The organism is Natrinema zhouii (assembly GCF_013456555.2).
GTDB classification, from domain to species: domain Archaea; phylum Halobacteriota; class Halobacteria; order Halobacteriales; family Natrialbaceae; genus Natrinema; species Natrinema zhouii.
Window position 1 is genome coordinate 859,810 of the sequence record NZ_CP059154.1, and the last position, 14,818, is coordinate 874,627.

The 14,818-nt window shown below is 52.1% G+C and carries 12 protein-coding genes; 6 read left to right on the top strand and 6 right to left on the bottom strand.

From position 1 onward, the window contains the following. Nucleotides 1–1,251 carry an NAD-dependent epimerase/dehydratase family protein gene (locus HYG81_RS22855; RefSeq protein WP_180841979.1) on the bottom strand — a complete coding sequence of 417 codons (1,251 nt, stop codon included), beginning with the start codon at nucleotides 1,249–1,251 and terminating at the stop codon, nucleotides 1–3. Nucleotides 1,252–1,835: 584 nt separating this feature from the next. Here HYG81_RS22855 and HYG81_RS22860 point away from each other — a divergent pair. Both HYG81_RS22860 and HYG81_RS22865 read left to right on the top strand, forming a co-directional pair. After that, nucleotides 1,836–3,641 (top strand): ABC transporter ATP-binding protein, encoded by a 1,806-nt coding sequence (locus tag HYG81_RS22860; RefSeq protein ID WP_180841980.1) that lies wholly within the window; start codon nucleotides 1,836–1,838, stop codon nucleotides 3,639–3,641. 525 nt (nucleotides 3,642–4,166) lie between these two features. After that, the gene (locus tag HYG81_RS22865; protein WP_180841981.1) at nucleotides 4,167–5,219 is read left to right on the top strand and encodes a glycosyltransferase family 4 protein; all 1,053 of its coding nucleotides are present in this window, start codon (nucleotides 4,167–4,169) and stop codon (nucleotides 5,217–5,219) included. A gap of 281 nt (nucleotides 5,220–5,500) precedes the next feature. Here HYG81_RS22865 and HYG81_RS22870 read toward each other — a convergent pair whose 3' ends face one another. Then, entirely contained in the window at nucleotides 5,501–6,646 is a 1,146-nt protein-coding gene (locus HYG81_RS22870; RefSeq protein WP_180841982.1) for an O-antigen ligase family protein, read from the bottom strand. A 313-nt stretch (nucleotides 6,647–6,959) separates the two neighbouring features. Continuing rightward, nucleotides 6,960–7,736: an FkbM family methyltransferase gene (locus HYG81_RS22875; RefSeq protein WP_226777516.1), complete on the bottom strand. Its 777-nt coding sequence runs from the start codon at nucleotides 7,734–7,736 to the stop codon at nucleotides 6,960–6,962. A 339-nt stretch (nucleotides 7,737–8,075) separates the two neighbouring features. On the opposite strand from HYG81_RS22875, the gene HYG81_RS22880 reads away from it, so the two are divergent. Both HYG81_RS22880 and HYG81_RS22885 read left to right on the top strand, forming a co-directional pair. Continuing rightward, a complete protein-coding gene (locus HYG81_RS22880; RefSeq protein WP_180841984.1) occupies nucleotides 8,076–8,270 on the top strand; it encodes an AAA family ATPase in 195 nt (64 codons plus the stop codon). Nucleotides 8,271–8,348: 78 nt separating this feature from the next. Continuing rightward, nucleotides 8,349–8,921, top strand: coding sequence for a Cdc6/Cdc18 family protein (locus HYG81_RS22885; protein WP_180841985.1), 573 nt, complete (start codon nucleotides 8,349–8,351; stop codon nucleotides 8,919–8,921). Nucleotides 8,922–9,215: 294 nt separating this feature from the next. Here the strand turns inward: HYG81_RS22885 and HYG81_RS22890 are convergent, their stop codons facing one another. Next, nucleotides 9,216–9,995 carry a glycosyltransferase family 2 protein gene (locus tag HYG81_RS22890; RefSeq protein WP_180841986.1) on the bottom strand — a complete coding sequence of 260 codons (780 nt, stop codon included), beginning with the start codon at nucleotides 9,993–9,995 and terminating at the stop codon, nucleotides 9,216–9,218. Between the two features lie 197 nt (nucleotides 9,996–10,192). On the opposite strand from HYG81_RS22890, the gene HYG81_RS22895 reads away from it, so the two are divergent. Next, a complete protein-coding gene (locus tag HYG81_RS22895; RefSeq protein WP_180841987.1) occupies nucleotides 10,193–11,146 on the top strand; it encodes a glycosyltransferase family 4 protein in 954 nt (317 codons plus the stop codon). A 38-nt stretch (nucleotides 11,147–11,184) separates the two neighbouring features. After that, nucleotides 11,185–12,717 (top strand): alkaline phosphatase family protein, encoded by a 1,533-nt coding sequence (locus tag HYG81_RS22900; RefSeq protein ID WP_180841988.1) that lies wholly within the window; start codon nucleotides 11,185–11,187, stop codon nucleotides 12,715–12,717. A 219-nt stretch (nucleotides 12,718–12,936) separates the two neighbouring features. Here the strand turns inward: HYG81_RS22900 and HYG81_RS22905 are convergent, their stop codons facing one another. Continuing rightward, complete coding sequence (locus HYG81_RS22905; protein WP_180841989.1) at nucleotides 12,937–13,701, bottom strand: polysaccharide deacetylase family protein; 765 nt, start codon at nucleotides 13,699–13,701, stop codon at nucleotides 12,937–12,939. After that, complete coding sequence (locus HYG81_RS22910) at nucleotides 13,698–14,816, bottom strand: glycosyltransferase family 4 protein (RefSeq protein ID WP_180841990.1); 1,119 nt, start codon at nucleotides 14,814–14,816, stop codon at nucleotides 13,698–13,700. The genes HYG81_RS22905 and HYG81_RS22910 overlap by 4 nt, the downstream gene beginning before the upstream one ends. Nucleotides 14,817–14,818: the final 2 nt, after the last annotated feature.

Here is a 14,818-nt window from a genome sequence, read left to right on the forward strand (position 1 = left end):
TCAGTCATCTTCCGTCGATGCCTGAACGGTCTCGGACGGACTGGACTCCTCCTCGTACTCGATGGTCGTATCGTCGCCCTCGTCGGTATCCAGCACGCCGGGAAGGAACCGATCTTCGTGCGCGACGACTGTCTCCTCATAGTCGATTAACGTCCCCAGAATCTGTCGAATTCCCTCCTCGAACGTGGTCGACTGCCCGTCGATCAGGTCGTCGTACCGATCGCTCTCGATCTCCATCTTGTGAGTCTCGTCCTCCTCACGCGGGTTCTCGAAGTGTTTGACGTCAACGTCAAGGTCGAATTCATCGGCGACGTCCGCGATCGTCTCAGCGATCTCGACGATGCTGATCGCTCGCGTTACCTGATTGTAGACGACGTGATCGTCGGGGCGCTCGTCGGGATCGGTAAGGGCGAGGCGAGCGAGACCTTCAACCGCGTCCTCGAGCGCAATGAACGGTTTGCGCTGTTCGCCCTTGCCGTAGACGGTCATCGGATAGCCGGCGATGGCCTGGGCACAGAAGCGGTGAACGACGACGCCGAAGTGGTAATCGAAGTCGAACCGTGTCGCCAGCCGCGGATCGGCCGCCGTCTCCTCGGTCTCGGTGCCGTAGGCGATGGCGGTCCGCACATCCGAGATTGGAATCCCGAACTGCTTGTGCGCCAGCCGCATGTTCGCTGCGTCGTGGGACTTCGTCAAGTGATACCAACTCCCGGCCATCGCGGGGAACGGAACCTCGTCGCGCTCGCTGCCGTTTTCCATCGTCGCCCCACCCTCGGGGATGGGAAACTCGGGCGCGCCATAGACGCCGGTCGTCGTCGTCTCGACGAAGTGGGTGTCCGAGAGACCGTTCTCGTCGAGCCCCCACAGGAGATTGCGTGTTGATTGGAGGTTATTGTGCTGGGTGAAGTTCGCCCGTTCACCGTTGATCTGCGAGTACGGCGCGGAGGGCTGGGCCGCCGTATGGACGACCGTCTCCGGTTCGTGCACCGAGAGGAGTTCGTCGACGAACGCCCGATCAGTGAGATTACCCTCGACGAACGAGAGGTTTCGCAGCCCGAGCGTCTCCTCAGCTGCCTCAAGTCGCTCGTTGATGTCTGCGATGGGGACTGCACTCTTCGAGCCGACCGACTCCACCCATTCCCGCCGACCGAAGTTATCGACCAAGACCACGCGGTCGTCAGTTCGCGTCGCGATTCGAAGTGCCGTCGGCCATCCGATGTACCCGTCTGCTCCCGTTATGAGAACACTCATAATTACTCAGGATCTGAGTATGTCAGCACGGAGTTATAGTCTTTCCGTTCAGCAGCGCCCGAGCGGCCACAATAGTTATATCGAGTTCACGAGGTGTTGAGAGATTGTGTTATATGGAGACCGAACCAAACACGACTGAACCAACAGACAAGCGAGATGACGATTGCCTCAAGGATGGGGCAGATGGGTGTGGCTGTACCGAAATTCAGGAGCATCTCACCGTATCTCGAGACGACGAGTGAGTGGCGATCTCGAGCTGTATTGATCAGATTACTTTTTGGTCGAATTTCATAGTCTTTTGAAAGACTTCTTAGTGAACAATAAGGGGAACATTCCACTGAATGATTTCAGCCAGAATTCCGCTTTGTCGATTCTAATCTTCGATCAGTTCTCATAACCGGAATATTGGACTTGTCGTTACTGAGTCCTATAAATCATCTAGTCGGGTACGGTGAGTTCAATTACTATTGAGTAAATATAAGCGAAACATAATGTGGTCGTCTTCTTTCGAGTGATATCTAGAATCCAGTACCGACGAAGTTATCAGGGTCCTTTCCAGATTGTGGCATAGTTGGATTCGTCATATGTCACTCACAGATTCTGAAGAGGTCTCTCGGCGCGAAAAGATCAACGCTCTTCTTGATGTTGCCCGGTTCGATCCGAAGTTTACTATTCTGATCATTGGGCTCGGGTTGATCGCGGCGATCCTCGAAGGGATCGGAATGAGTTTTATCCTCCCAATTATCGAGATTATTCAGGTCGACGATCCTGCGGCGGAGGCGGACGGGATGATGGCCGTCTTCGTAACTGCGTTCCAGACACTGGGAGTCCCATTCACGTTGGGGTACGTCGTCGTCGGCGTGTCCGCTGTGATGGTCGTGCGGTATACATCCAGTTTTTTCGTCGACTGGTTCCGCGAGGCATTACGGACCTACTACATCCGTGATTTGCAGATCCGTGCGTTCGGGAACGCGCTCGATGCTCGAATCGAATACTTCGACGAACAGGGATCGGATGATATGCTCAATGCGATCGTCACACAGACATTCTACGCCGGACGGGTGATCGTCCGTGTCGTGCAGTTGCTCGAACAGTTGTTTCTCGCGCTCGTCTATCTCGTGCTCGCCTTCGTGTTCGCGCCACTCCTCACACTATTCGCCCTCGGGGTGCTCGGTGGACTTACGGTAGTACTTCGATACGTGATCGAACCCGGGTACAAGATTGGAGACGTCGTCGCTGATTCGAATGAGCGCCGCCAAGAGGCAGCCCAGGCCGGAACACAGGGGATTCGCGACGTTCGGATTTTCGGCCTCGCAGAAGAACTGTCTCGTGATTTCGTCGACGCAGTCGACCAGTACACTAACGCACGAATCTCCCTTCAGCGAAACGAAGCTGCAATTCAGCGGTTCTACAATCTCGGTGTTTCGGTTTCGGTATTCGTGCTCATCTACCTCGCGCTCACCTACGCCGAGCTTTCGCTCGGTGCATTAGGGGTCTTTCTCTTCGCGATGTTTCGTCTCGGACCGAGGGTGAGCAACGTGAACCAGAAGTTCTACCAGGTCGAGAACGATCTCCCGCACTTGGTTCGCACGCAACAATTCATTCAAGAGCTGAAAAATCAGGAAGAGCCGAACGATCCTAGCCACGATGTCCCGACGGAAATAGAGCGCGTCGAGTTCGACGACGTTCGATTCTCCTACGACGACGAAGAGCAGGTTCTGAGAGGACTCGACTTCGAAGTCGAGAAGGGTGAATTCGTTGCGTTCGTCGGGCAATCGGGGGCCGGTAAATCGACGGTCGTTTCACTGCTGGCTCGACTCTACGATATAGATAGCGGTGAAATTAAGGCCAACGGGATCCCGATCGACGAGATGGACATCAACGAATGGCGAGACCGACTGTCTGTCGTCCGCCAAGATCCGTTCATCTTCAACGATACCCTCCGTTACAACCTCACCGTCGGACAGCGTGACGTTTCAGACGAAGAGTTAGACCGGATCTGTGAGATTGCCTGTGTTGACGAGTTCTTTGACGACCTTCCCGCCGGGTACGAGACCGTTCTTGGAGACGACGGTGTCCGATTGTCTGGCGGCCAACGACAGCGGGTCGCCCTTGCACGCGCGCTATTGAAAGACGCTGATATTCTCGTTCTTGACGAGGCAACGAGTGATCTCGACTCCAATTTAGAGAAAGAAGTGCAAGCAGCCGTAGAGTCGATGGATCAGGATTATATTATGATCGCAATTGCTCACCGTCTCTCAACCGTTACCAACACGGATCGAATCTATACAATGGACAGAGGAGAAATAGCCGAAGTTGGGGGGCATGAAAAATTAATTAATAGTGATGGAAAATATGCTGACCTGTACACAATACAATCTGAGAGTTGAAATATTACTGATGTTCACGAGTGTCGGTAAACCAGCAGAAGTTCGACGAACGTCCCTGACGTCCGCAGGAGGGTGAGTTCCTAGCTTGCAGTGGTGTCGATCGGTTCGATGAACGATGCCGACGAGCGCGGAAGGGAAAGAGTGCGGCTTGAGGCCGTCGCGATGCCCCGGACGATCCCGCTGCCGAGCTGGTGCAAGCTCAGGCGTGATCTCCGAACTGGCCAACCTCGTAGTCAAATTCAACAAGGATGAACGACTCCGACGTCCTGCTCACAGAGTTCTCTCTATTGGACGTCGTCTGGATTGGAGAGCAGTAACTCTCGGCAACTCGCATTATTGCAGGCGCTGTGCTCAACCGGTGCTCAGACAGTCTCGAGAATTCTAATCGGAGCATTGGTGTTGGTAGTGTCGTGGTCGTGCCGCAGCTACATGGCCTGTCGAAACGGGGTGTTTGCTAAGCGTCGATGCACCTACCGCGTCTCAATATGCAGTATATATATTAAAGCGCAATGTCTTGCCTTTGTTATGAAGGTCACATACCTTACCAGTACATTTTGGGGGATTCCAGCATCTACCTTTGCGAAATTTAATGATGTCATTCATTATTTGCAGGTGATGAAGAATCCTCCTTTTGATTTTGAAATCGTGAGTGCAAATGCTCGACACGTTGATTCAACTGCCAAGTGGAGTCTTTCACATTCACAGCATGAGTGGCGCCCTTGCCAGTTAAGCGAATACATTAAGAAGGTGAGTGAGGTTAAATCAGAGACAGACGTCTTCCATTTGAACCAGGCAGATCTCAAACTACTCTTACCGACAATAACTGCTATTAGATCGGAGTGTCCACTTGTTGTCGGGCCGAATATATCCACTTCTCATCAGTTGGCACATCACCGATACTCTCCCCTTTCTCGGTGGATTGATGCGATTGAAGTGTTCACAGACCACCATGCCGACACCCTTGTGGAGTCGGGAGCCGCACGGAGACAGTTGATCCGTATCCCGTCGGGTGCTCGGCCGGATTTATTTTATCCAGATGATTGTTCTGATGTGTCACAGTCTGATTGCACGGACATCCTGTTTGTCGGTGACGCGTCGGCAACGTACTGGAAAGGGTTTGAGATATTTATTAATGCGATCAAGAAAGTAATCGCGGAGGGACGATCGGTTGAGGCCACCGTGGTTGGGACACCGCCAGATGATGCGTTCTGGGCGGACGTACCTGCAAGTGTTGAATCACGGATAACCCTTGTAGGCCATGTTCAGCGATCCGATTTACCGCAGTTTTATCGATCGGCAGACGTGCTTGTAAATCCGTCACGGAACGAAACTGAAGGGATGACCTCGGTTGAAGCTCGTGCGTGCGGAACACCAGTTATCGGCAGCGACATCCCACCGTTCGAAAAGAAAAACACGCAGACATTCCCGGTGGGCGATCCAGACGGTCTTTCCACAGCTCTTTGTGCGTTTCTTGAGAGTCCCTTAGAGTATAAACAAGTAGCTCGGAGAACAGCCAATAAGTGGAGTATTGAGCAAAGCATTGGATCTCTTGCTGACCTGTACGGACAAATGAGATAAATCTCACTCCGGTAGAGTGATCAGACCTAGGTACAACCAAACAGCTCGACTTCGAAGAAGGTCATGACGCCATTTCCTCCGACAGCTTCAAGCGTCCCATCCGACCCCTGATAAGTTTCGACTATGAGTATGTCCCCTTCGGAAAGGTGCTCACTGGTTATCCCACCAACGGACTCCAGGCGGCACCATGCACGCCGCCGTAGCAGAAACCAGTCATGGGTTTCTCTTGCTGCCGTTTCAGAACGTCTCATTTTCTCGAGCGCCGCCATGAGAAATTCATCTCAGGATTGTACATCTGGTGCTGTTGAATCAATATTAGCTGTATCCATAATGAGATATCCTAATGAGAGGGATATCAACACGGGAAAAATCCCGGCCCCTATCAAAAGAGACGCATCAAACAGGAACACAATCGCCCATGCGACACCTAGTGCCCCGATTGCTGGATTTGTCTGGGGTGCCTGATAATGACGAAAAATTGTCCCCCAGAATAATAGCAGGAACGTTATCACAGTAACGATCCCTCCGCGGAGCCACCATCGATAGTAGGCGTTGTGAGGGCCATGATTGTGCCAACGTTCAGGTAGATATGGATCAATTGTTTCTGATGCTGGCATGAACCCATACCCAATCCAAAATTTCTCCCCCTTCAGAGAATTCACTACCCCTTCCCAGATGATTAACCGTCCAGAAAAGTGAATGTCATTTAAAACAAACGGAATCCATCCAAAGTAGATTATGGTCAGGAAGCAGAACAATCCTGCGAATAATCCAGATACGCATAGGATCGCGGCAGATGAACTGATACGAGTTTGAATAAAGTATACAATCATTGCGATAACAATACCGACTATCACTGCCCGGGAGTAAGATAAAAGAACAACAATTGTCGTTATGAGTAATAATACTCTCGCGACGTTTGTTTGATACCGATTATACTCTAAAAGTGCGCCAAAGAATCCTACCATCGCGAATTTAGCAAGCGCATTTGGGTTGGCAAAGATGCTACTAATTTGAAGGAAACTATCATCCCACCGAATGAGTTTGATGACACCGACATCAATCGGGGCGAAGAACCAGATCGGTATCGCAAGGAGTGCAAAAATTGCTGTTATACGGGAAATGGTCCCAAAAAGTATGTCAGAGGAAACCGCCTGCGGAACGATAAACAGGTTCGTGAGAAGAATTACTGCTGTATACACTGGGAAGAATAGCAAAGATTTAGATGAGTATCCACCTGAGAAAATCCTAATCGCTACGATAATGAGTAGAGTTAGTGCTAATAGCAGTTCACGTTTAGGCACCTTCCACGTCCTTTCGTCATATATCAACATATATGTCAAATATGTGGTATAGAGACCAATGATAACCACGGTGAAGACAGAGCTAGAAATGGTTATGTCTATTTTCTTTGTGAGGGAAGTCAACAAAATACCCATCATAAATAATAGACTAATACGCCTCATGATACTCGAAATTAATTCCTGGCACAAGTCAGTTTCGGTGCAGGACCTTGTCAGTCACCATCAGGCACTATGATTTCGAGGTCATCAAATGATGGTTCTCGGACCAAATCAATCGCCCGCTGGATGTTGTTCACCTCATTCAGCGTGGAAATGATACGCCAACACGAGAAGAAATATTGTATTACATACATACTTCGTATTCTGAATTAACCTATTTAAATCGACTCTTTCGATGGTTCTCCCTCGCTGCGGCAAGAAAATCCGAACGGAGAGACTACACCGCTCGAAGCAGATAATCGCCAGTCGAGGGAAGTTTCGCCTTATCGATATTCTGCCAGCCATTTCGGTCAGAACGGTGGTCTACCATCGTTAATTCGTAATCGTGTTTTTCGAGCTCATCGATCAGTTCGTTCTGCGTACTCCCCATTTCCTGAAGATACTCAGGATGAACTTCGATGAACAGTTCCGGCTTCTCTGTGGCGATTAGATTTAGCGCACCCTGAATAACGGCCATTTCGGCCCCCTCAACATCAATTTTTACCACCGTTGGTGAATCGTGAGTATCGGCATACGTGTCTAAGACAATCTGGTTCCCCCCGCTGCTATCGCTTACAAATGCGTTTGTAATATACCTGTGTTCGGCTAGGTTTCGTTCGAGTATTTCAGCAGACTTGGCGTTCGCCTCAAAGCTATGGATTTGGTGTTTTGGGAGGCCGCATTTCTCAGCAAAAATGGAGATACACCCCCACCTTGCACCCACGTTGTACAAGATGCTATCTCTATCAAGACGGTTGTATAACGATTGTAACAGTATGGGTTCATAAACACCACCAGAGGCGATCGAAGCTAATCTCGGCCATTCTGGGTCGACTTCAAACTTAATCTCACCAGCAGGCGTCTGCATTGGGAGCACAGGTTTTCCAATAGCAGTGTAGCGTACATTATAGTATTCTTCTAGTACTTTCCTCGTAAGGTAACTTAATGATTTGTTAGTTAACTTCACTGGCCCGTCTTCTCTTAGAATCTGTTTAGACCTCGATAATTTCGACATTGGTTTCTACTGTCGGCACAGGAATAAGTGGTTTTTGATTAGGAAAGAGGGGGCCTAGTCGCTACTCGCTCCGGTCGATCACGGTCGCGCCGTACACGACCAACTGCGAGCGGCCAGATTCACTGTTCGCATCGTTCACCCGATCTCGGACCAGCAAGCATGATCGCGTGGTTTCCGGGTGAAGTTCGCCGCGAGCGCAGACTCCGACTTCAGCGACTCGTAATCCGATCCAAGTTTCTTTTTGGTGCAGGTGCGAGAGTCAGTCCTCTCAGTCTATCAGACACATTGGACAAATTCCAGATATCCCTTTCCTACTTGCCTATATTGAGAGTAACCAAGATGCGGTACGTCACCAATCGCGAGGCACTCCAGACGGTGAGCCCACCCGCGGAGGTATACATCCGCGAAAACGAGTTGACGGCGCTTCGACAGACGCTCCAGCCGATCCAAGACGGTCACCCCGCGACCGGCGCGGTGATCTATGGCCCATCGGGCGCGGGCAAGACGCATTCGGCCCAACTCATTATCTCCTGACTTATCGACGCTGTTCACGAGACCGCTGAGAGAGATACCGGGTGCTTCAAGCCGACAGTCGCCAGCGTCAACGGACCGGTGAACGTCACGACCACGCATATCGACTGTTGGGACCATAGCTCCGCAACAGCGATTTTGACGAAACTCCTCGCCGGGCTTGGCGAGACGCGACTGGCGAACACACCGAGTTACGAGCTGGTCGACACACTACGGAATCGTCTCGAGCACCCCTATATCGTGATCTTAGACGGGGCCGGCCAGATCGCCGACGACAACGTGCTCAAGACGTTGCACAAAATCCCCGAGGTGACGCTGATGTGTATCGTCAACGAGTATCGGCCCTTTTTGCGCTCGCACGAGATGGGCATCGAATCCTGGCTTGAGGAGTATACGGATATCGAGTTCGAGGCCTATACGGAGGCCCAGTTACAGACGATTTTCGAGGGGCGCATTGAGCATGGTGTCGCAGACGGCGTCGTGCCTGACGAGATCATGGCATTCCTTTCGGAGGGCGATCGACAACCTTCGGCGCAGCGTCTACGAGGTGCGCGACCGTGGCATGGACACTGTCACGCTGGCCGTCGTGCACGAGGTCGTCCCCGAGACCGAGAAGGAATTGATCTACACGACGTTCTCGAAGTTGACCCGTGACCAGCGGGTGCTGTACGAGATCCTGGTTGAAGACGGGGGCGAGAGTCAGGTATAGTCGCCCGATGCGTTTTGTCTGGGTCTGCGTTGGTCGTAATCGACAGTCGTGGCTCAGCAGGTCCAGACGGAAGATCAGTTGTGTGCGTCAGTTCGTTCTGATCGATTTGGGTACTACTGAGATAATCAGCACGGGTGTTCGACATACAGAAATGATTTATCCCACATAGATATTATTTTTAATCTCGTAGACATATTCCTCTCTGGCAGCGTAGCTGCCCCTAATGCCCGTCTGCGTGATTATGTCGTGAACATATTATATGCCAGATGTACAGATGCCCCAACTCGTTTTGTGAGAGCAATCGGGGCCTCGGTTACGGACCAATCCATAGTCAATAGCGCTCTAAATCCGATAGAGGTATTGTGATAAAAGCTTCTCGAGGGTGAAAAATTTCGGCCTCCTCTGCTGGTGCGCTCGATCGTTTGGGTGAGCGGTTCATTGATGTTCATTAGCTCCCAATTTTTTGCCAGTCGGATCATAAGGTCATAATCGCCGAATGGCCGCCTTCGATAGCCACCAGTTGATGCAACAGCCTCAGATCGCAAGAGAACAGTAGTATGATGAAGTGGATTGGTTCGAATTGCCATCCATTTGAGTTCGTCACCTGTGGGTGCCTCAAGCTCTCGGACTACCTCTCCTGATCGATCTCGAAATCGTAGCCCAGTTCCAACAGCTGCGGCAGCGGGATTCTCATCCAGAACCTGGACTTGTTTCTCGAGTTTTCCAGAGAGCATCTCTGAATCAGCATCGAAGATAGAGAGATATTCCCCGTTGGCAGCGTTGCAAAGAGTATTATATTGAGACATTAGCCCATTTGTATCGGTCAACAGTCGGAGATCCGGGGCTATCTGGGATTTCACGATGTCGGTTGTATCGTCCGATGAACCAGCATCACACACTATTATTTCATAATCAGAAAATGACTGGGATTTGACTGAATCGATCGCACGTTGAATATTCTCTTCTTCATTGAGGGTTGGAATGAGAACACTGACACGAGGGGAAGCACTATCATCCATATAAGAGATGTCACAGATTACTACTACTTAAACAGATACTTTGAGAAATTTCTCGAGCGCTAATGAGCCTACCGAAACTCAGTAATTGATAGAGCTGAAATCTAATCCAAGAGATGAACGAGATGGGGCCGCTCGCAGTGTTCGTCGGTTCGGCGTCGGCACCGAATGTCCGTCGTGTTCTGAAAGATATCGCATCGATGGTACCAGTCGATCGCGATATCATCACAACTGAACGCGACCTCGCAACTGTAACTGGTTTCGAGGTTTTTGGCGTAAACTCCTCCGGAACATACCGCGGTGAAATCCAAGCGCTCGAGCAGTATCTCGATACGCATGATCCCAATGTCCTTCTGCAGATTACCCGTCCACCGACTCACGGAACGATTGCCGGCGTTCTTGCACGTCGCCACGACGTTCCATTCGTCTATCGCTATAGCGGTGATCGGTTTTACGAGTACCGTGTTGCCAGAGGCAGTGATCGACTCAAGGCATTCGGGCTCGGCGCTACACTCGGACGACTCCCAATTCGGCTTGCAACACGCCATATCACGCTCGGACCGACCGGTAAACGCCGGTTGATCGCTCGCGGCGTCTCCCCGGACCGTATCACGATCCTCCCGCCGACGGTGGATCCAACGCGATTCGATGACCCAGATCCGGTCTCTCTCGACGTTCCCCGAGATCGAACGGTCGTCCTGTTCGTCGGCCGACTCTCCCATCTCAAAGGTGTCGACACGCTCGAGCGCATTATCCCAGAAGTACTGAATCAACGGGATGACCTCCAGTTCGTCTGTGTCGGCGACGCCGAACGAGAACTGGACCTCCCACAACATGCTCGCGATCACGTCTCGATCATCGGACGCGTTCCACCGGACGCTGTACCGAACTACATGGCCACGGCCGATCTCCTCGTTCACCCGTCCTTGACCGAAGGCGTCCCACGCGTCCTGCTCGAGGCGCTTGCCGTCGGGACACCGGTTCTCGCTCGCGACGTCGGCGATGTCGCATCGGTGACTGACAATACTTTCAGGACCGATACGCAACTCGTCGTCAAACTCATGCATCTCGAAGCTCTCCCGCTCGACGATGTCGCACCGTTCACTCGCGAACATCTCGCGCCCGCTTATCAGCGCTTTTTCGAACACTGGTGAACAGATAGCTTTTCCCGTTCCGAGATAAACGCCAACCGATGACTACGCGGCCCACCATCGTCTTCGGTCTCGATGGCGCACACTACGAATTGCTCGAACCTTGGATCGAAGCGGGACACCTTCCGAACATCGAACGAGCAATCGATAGCGGCATCAGTGCGGATCTCGAGTCCGTTCTGCCGCCGGTAACGTCGCCAAACTGGAAAGCCTACGCGACTGGAAAGAATCCGGGTAAAATCGGGATCTTCTGGTGGGAAAACATCGATACTGACAATCGTCGAGTGCACTATCCGTCGAACCGAAAGCACGTGAATACGGAGTTCTGGGAACTCATCGCTCGAGACGAACCTGTCGGTGTCCTCGGTGTCCCGACGACGTATCCACCGAAAGACGTCGATTCGTTTCTCGTCTCTGGCCCGCCAGATGGAAAAAACACCGGCTATGCGCATCCATCCGAGCTCGAATCCCGTCTGGATGAAGAGTTCGACTATCGCGTCCGAAAGCACCACCGACTCGACGGCGAGCGAGAGGCGGCCGCAGAAGAGATTCTCGAGCTGATCGACAGTCGGTTTACGGCCGCGGAAATGCTCCGAAGTGAGCACGATGTCTCGTTTCTGCAGGTGACGACCTTCTACATTAATTCCCTACAGCACTACCTCTGGGACGACGAATACACGCTTCAGGGGTGGCAAATCATTGACGAACACTTAGGCCAGTATCTCGATGGTGACTTCAACGTCGTCCTGATGAGCGATCACGGTTCAAATCCGATCCGAACGGTCTTTCATATCAATGCATGGCTCGAAGCGAACGGGTATCTCGCGACGGATACCGACGTTGCTGACACGTTCTACCGCGCCGGTATCACGAAAGATCGACTGATTCAGTTGACTAACAAGCTTGGACTGACAGCGTTAGCAAAGCGAATTGCTCCGCGGAAACTACTGCAGTACTTGCCGGACAATACCGGTGCGGTAAACAAGGAAGGGAAAACGGACGCAGTCGACTGGGAAGCGACCGATGCGATCGCCAGTGGACAAGGTCCGATCTATCTGACCGCTGATCGCGGGACGACCGAGTACGATCGCATTCGAGATCAGTTGCAGGCCGAACTCGAGTCGACGACCGACCCCGACGGAAACGCGATTTCAGATGCAGTCTACAAAGGCGAAGAAGTATATTCGGGGTCTTATGTCGATGAATCGCCTGATCTGGTTATCGATCAGACGACAGGCGCGCACATCCCGGGTGGAATCGGACGTGAGGAGATATTTACTAAACCGACCGAAGAAGGATGGCGAGCCGAAAACAAACGCCAAGGCTTGTTCGTCGCAACGGGACCAGACTTCGCCGGCGGAACCCATGATCCAATTTCGATTCTCGATCTCGCCCCGACGCTGTTACATCTTCACGACCGACCCATCCCCGCGGACATGGACGGAACAGTACAACAATCGATATTCGATCCGGATAGTGACTCAGCACGCAGAGAAGTTCGGACAGAGCACATCTCGAAGCGGAAACAGGAGCGGGCACGAATCCGTGTCGTCGCGGCCGACCTCGACCTCTAATTATAGATACCCCAAGTCCTCGAGACGATCCTGAACGTCTTCGTTGGCTCCAGCGTCGTCTTCGGACTCTAGTTCATCGATTACAGTTTCGATGATAATAGTCGTATATTCTTCAGGCGAATCGAAGTTGTGGCGATTCGATCGGCGCACCACTTGGTCGTATACTTCGTCATCGAGGTCAAGCGTAAGCTCCATAGTCGTATCGTCGTCTCAATCGGGTTAGTGGTTTTGTTCGGCCATTCTCGTCTCGAACTCGTCAATCGTAACTGGGGTAGTAAACTCGCTTACTCTCGCGAGATACCGCTCGACACGCCCCCGACGAGAGCGGGAAGTAAGATCGTAATCGTGGAGCCCGACCATGAGATATGGTTGTTCAGTGGCCAATATCCGCCACGTCGCGATGTAACAGGCGATACTCCGGAAACTACTCGCGAGTAGTGCATCGATAGAAAGAGGGAGCGTCTCCACGTTCCATGGAAGGAATTGGCTTCGGAAAATCGACGAACCAAACACAGATAGTGGAAGTTCGACCACGTCATGAGATGTATACGGTGCACACGGATCGACTGGCCGGTGTGATGCATCGAATTCAAAGCCTGTCGCAGCAAGTGCCCGAAGCAGGTCGTCAGAAAATGACCACCGTCCTGCGCGGAAGGTTTGGGGACGTTCTCCAAGATTTGACTCGAAGACAGCAATACCTTCTTCAAGGAACGATTCGATAGCGTCTTGTCCGTATTCCCCGAGCCAATCGGAATCGCCACCTAAGCGTCCAGGATGAATATGCAAACCGACGGTGTGGTCGTCGTCAATCCACTGTTCAACGGTCTCTGTCCGCTCTCTAATGACTTTCGGCGTAACGAACATCGTCGCAGGAAGCGATAAATCAGCCAGTACCTCATCGAGTATATCCACGCTGTGGCAACTCCCGGTTTCGACGACGCCTTCGACATCGATAGTGACGAGCAACGGTGTTCGGTTTGTCACGCCTCGATCGCCCCCAAAATCTGGTTCGCAAACTGTTCCATCGAGTATTCCTCAAGCGTATTTACATCGAGTTCTCGAGTTCGGTCGAGTGATGCCGATTGAATTGCTTTGGAAAAGTCCTCGACAGGAGAGAGATGAAGCCGGGGGTGTTCGACCTCAGTAAGGATTCCGACAGGCGTTGCAAATACAGTACAACCGAGTGCGAGTCCTTCGAAAGCGACTGTCGGATACGCTTCAGTGTGAGATGGCAGCAGTAAGCCATCGGCAGCGTCGATTAGCGATAATGTCTTTTCGTGAGACAATTCTCCGCACATCGTTACGCGTTCGTGCTCCTCGTGGCGATCAATAGCGTTCTGGACGGCTTCGCGCTGTGGTCCACCGCCGATTATGACGAGTTGATATGACTGCGGAAGTTCGTGGAGCACATTGACTGCAGCGGGAACGTTCTTTTCTTCACTCAATCGACCAGCTACGACGAGCAGTTGTTCGTCAGGATCGGCGTAGGTCGATCGAATTTCCGCTTCCTGTGCATGCTCGTGTGCGGATCGAATTCTATCATCGTTTAGTATACCGTGGATGAGTTGGACATCCGCTTCTGATCGTTCTGCGATTAAGTCCCTGATGGCCGGAACACGGCAAAACACGTGGTCGCCCATACCGTGTGAGAAGTTGAGTCGTTCGAGGGCGAGTTTGATACTCGATTGTGTCTCTGGACGCATCGATGGCGTATATCCGACGAACGAAAGGCTCGGAATCCCGCGCTGACGACCGAGCGCAGCTGCGACCCAGTGAAGCGTATTCGATGCCGAGTAGACAGCATCGAACCGCCGGCCACGAGCCCACCATTGTAACCAACCGAACAATGCCCCTGAGTGGACGATCCGTGTCGCAGTCGATATCGATGATGCTGGTGGAAGCGACGAGGGATGAGAAGGGAACGGTCGAGTAATCTCAATATTGTCGACGAATTCGGAGACCGGCGTGTCCGGGAGACGGGGGGTAACTACAGTAACGTCGTGTCCACGCTGCGTGGCAATCTGTGCAAACCGCCACCGGGCGTGCGCCCCGCCACTTACGCTCGGATAGAAGTCCTCAGTGAGGACGAGAAGATGCATAT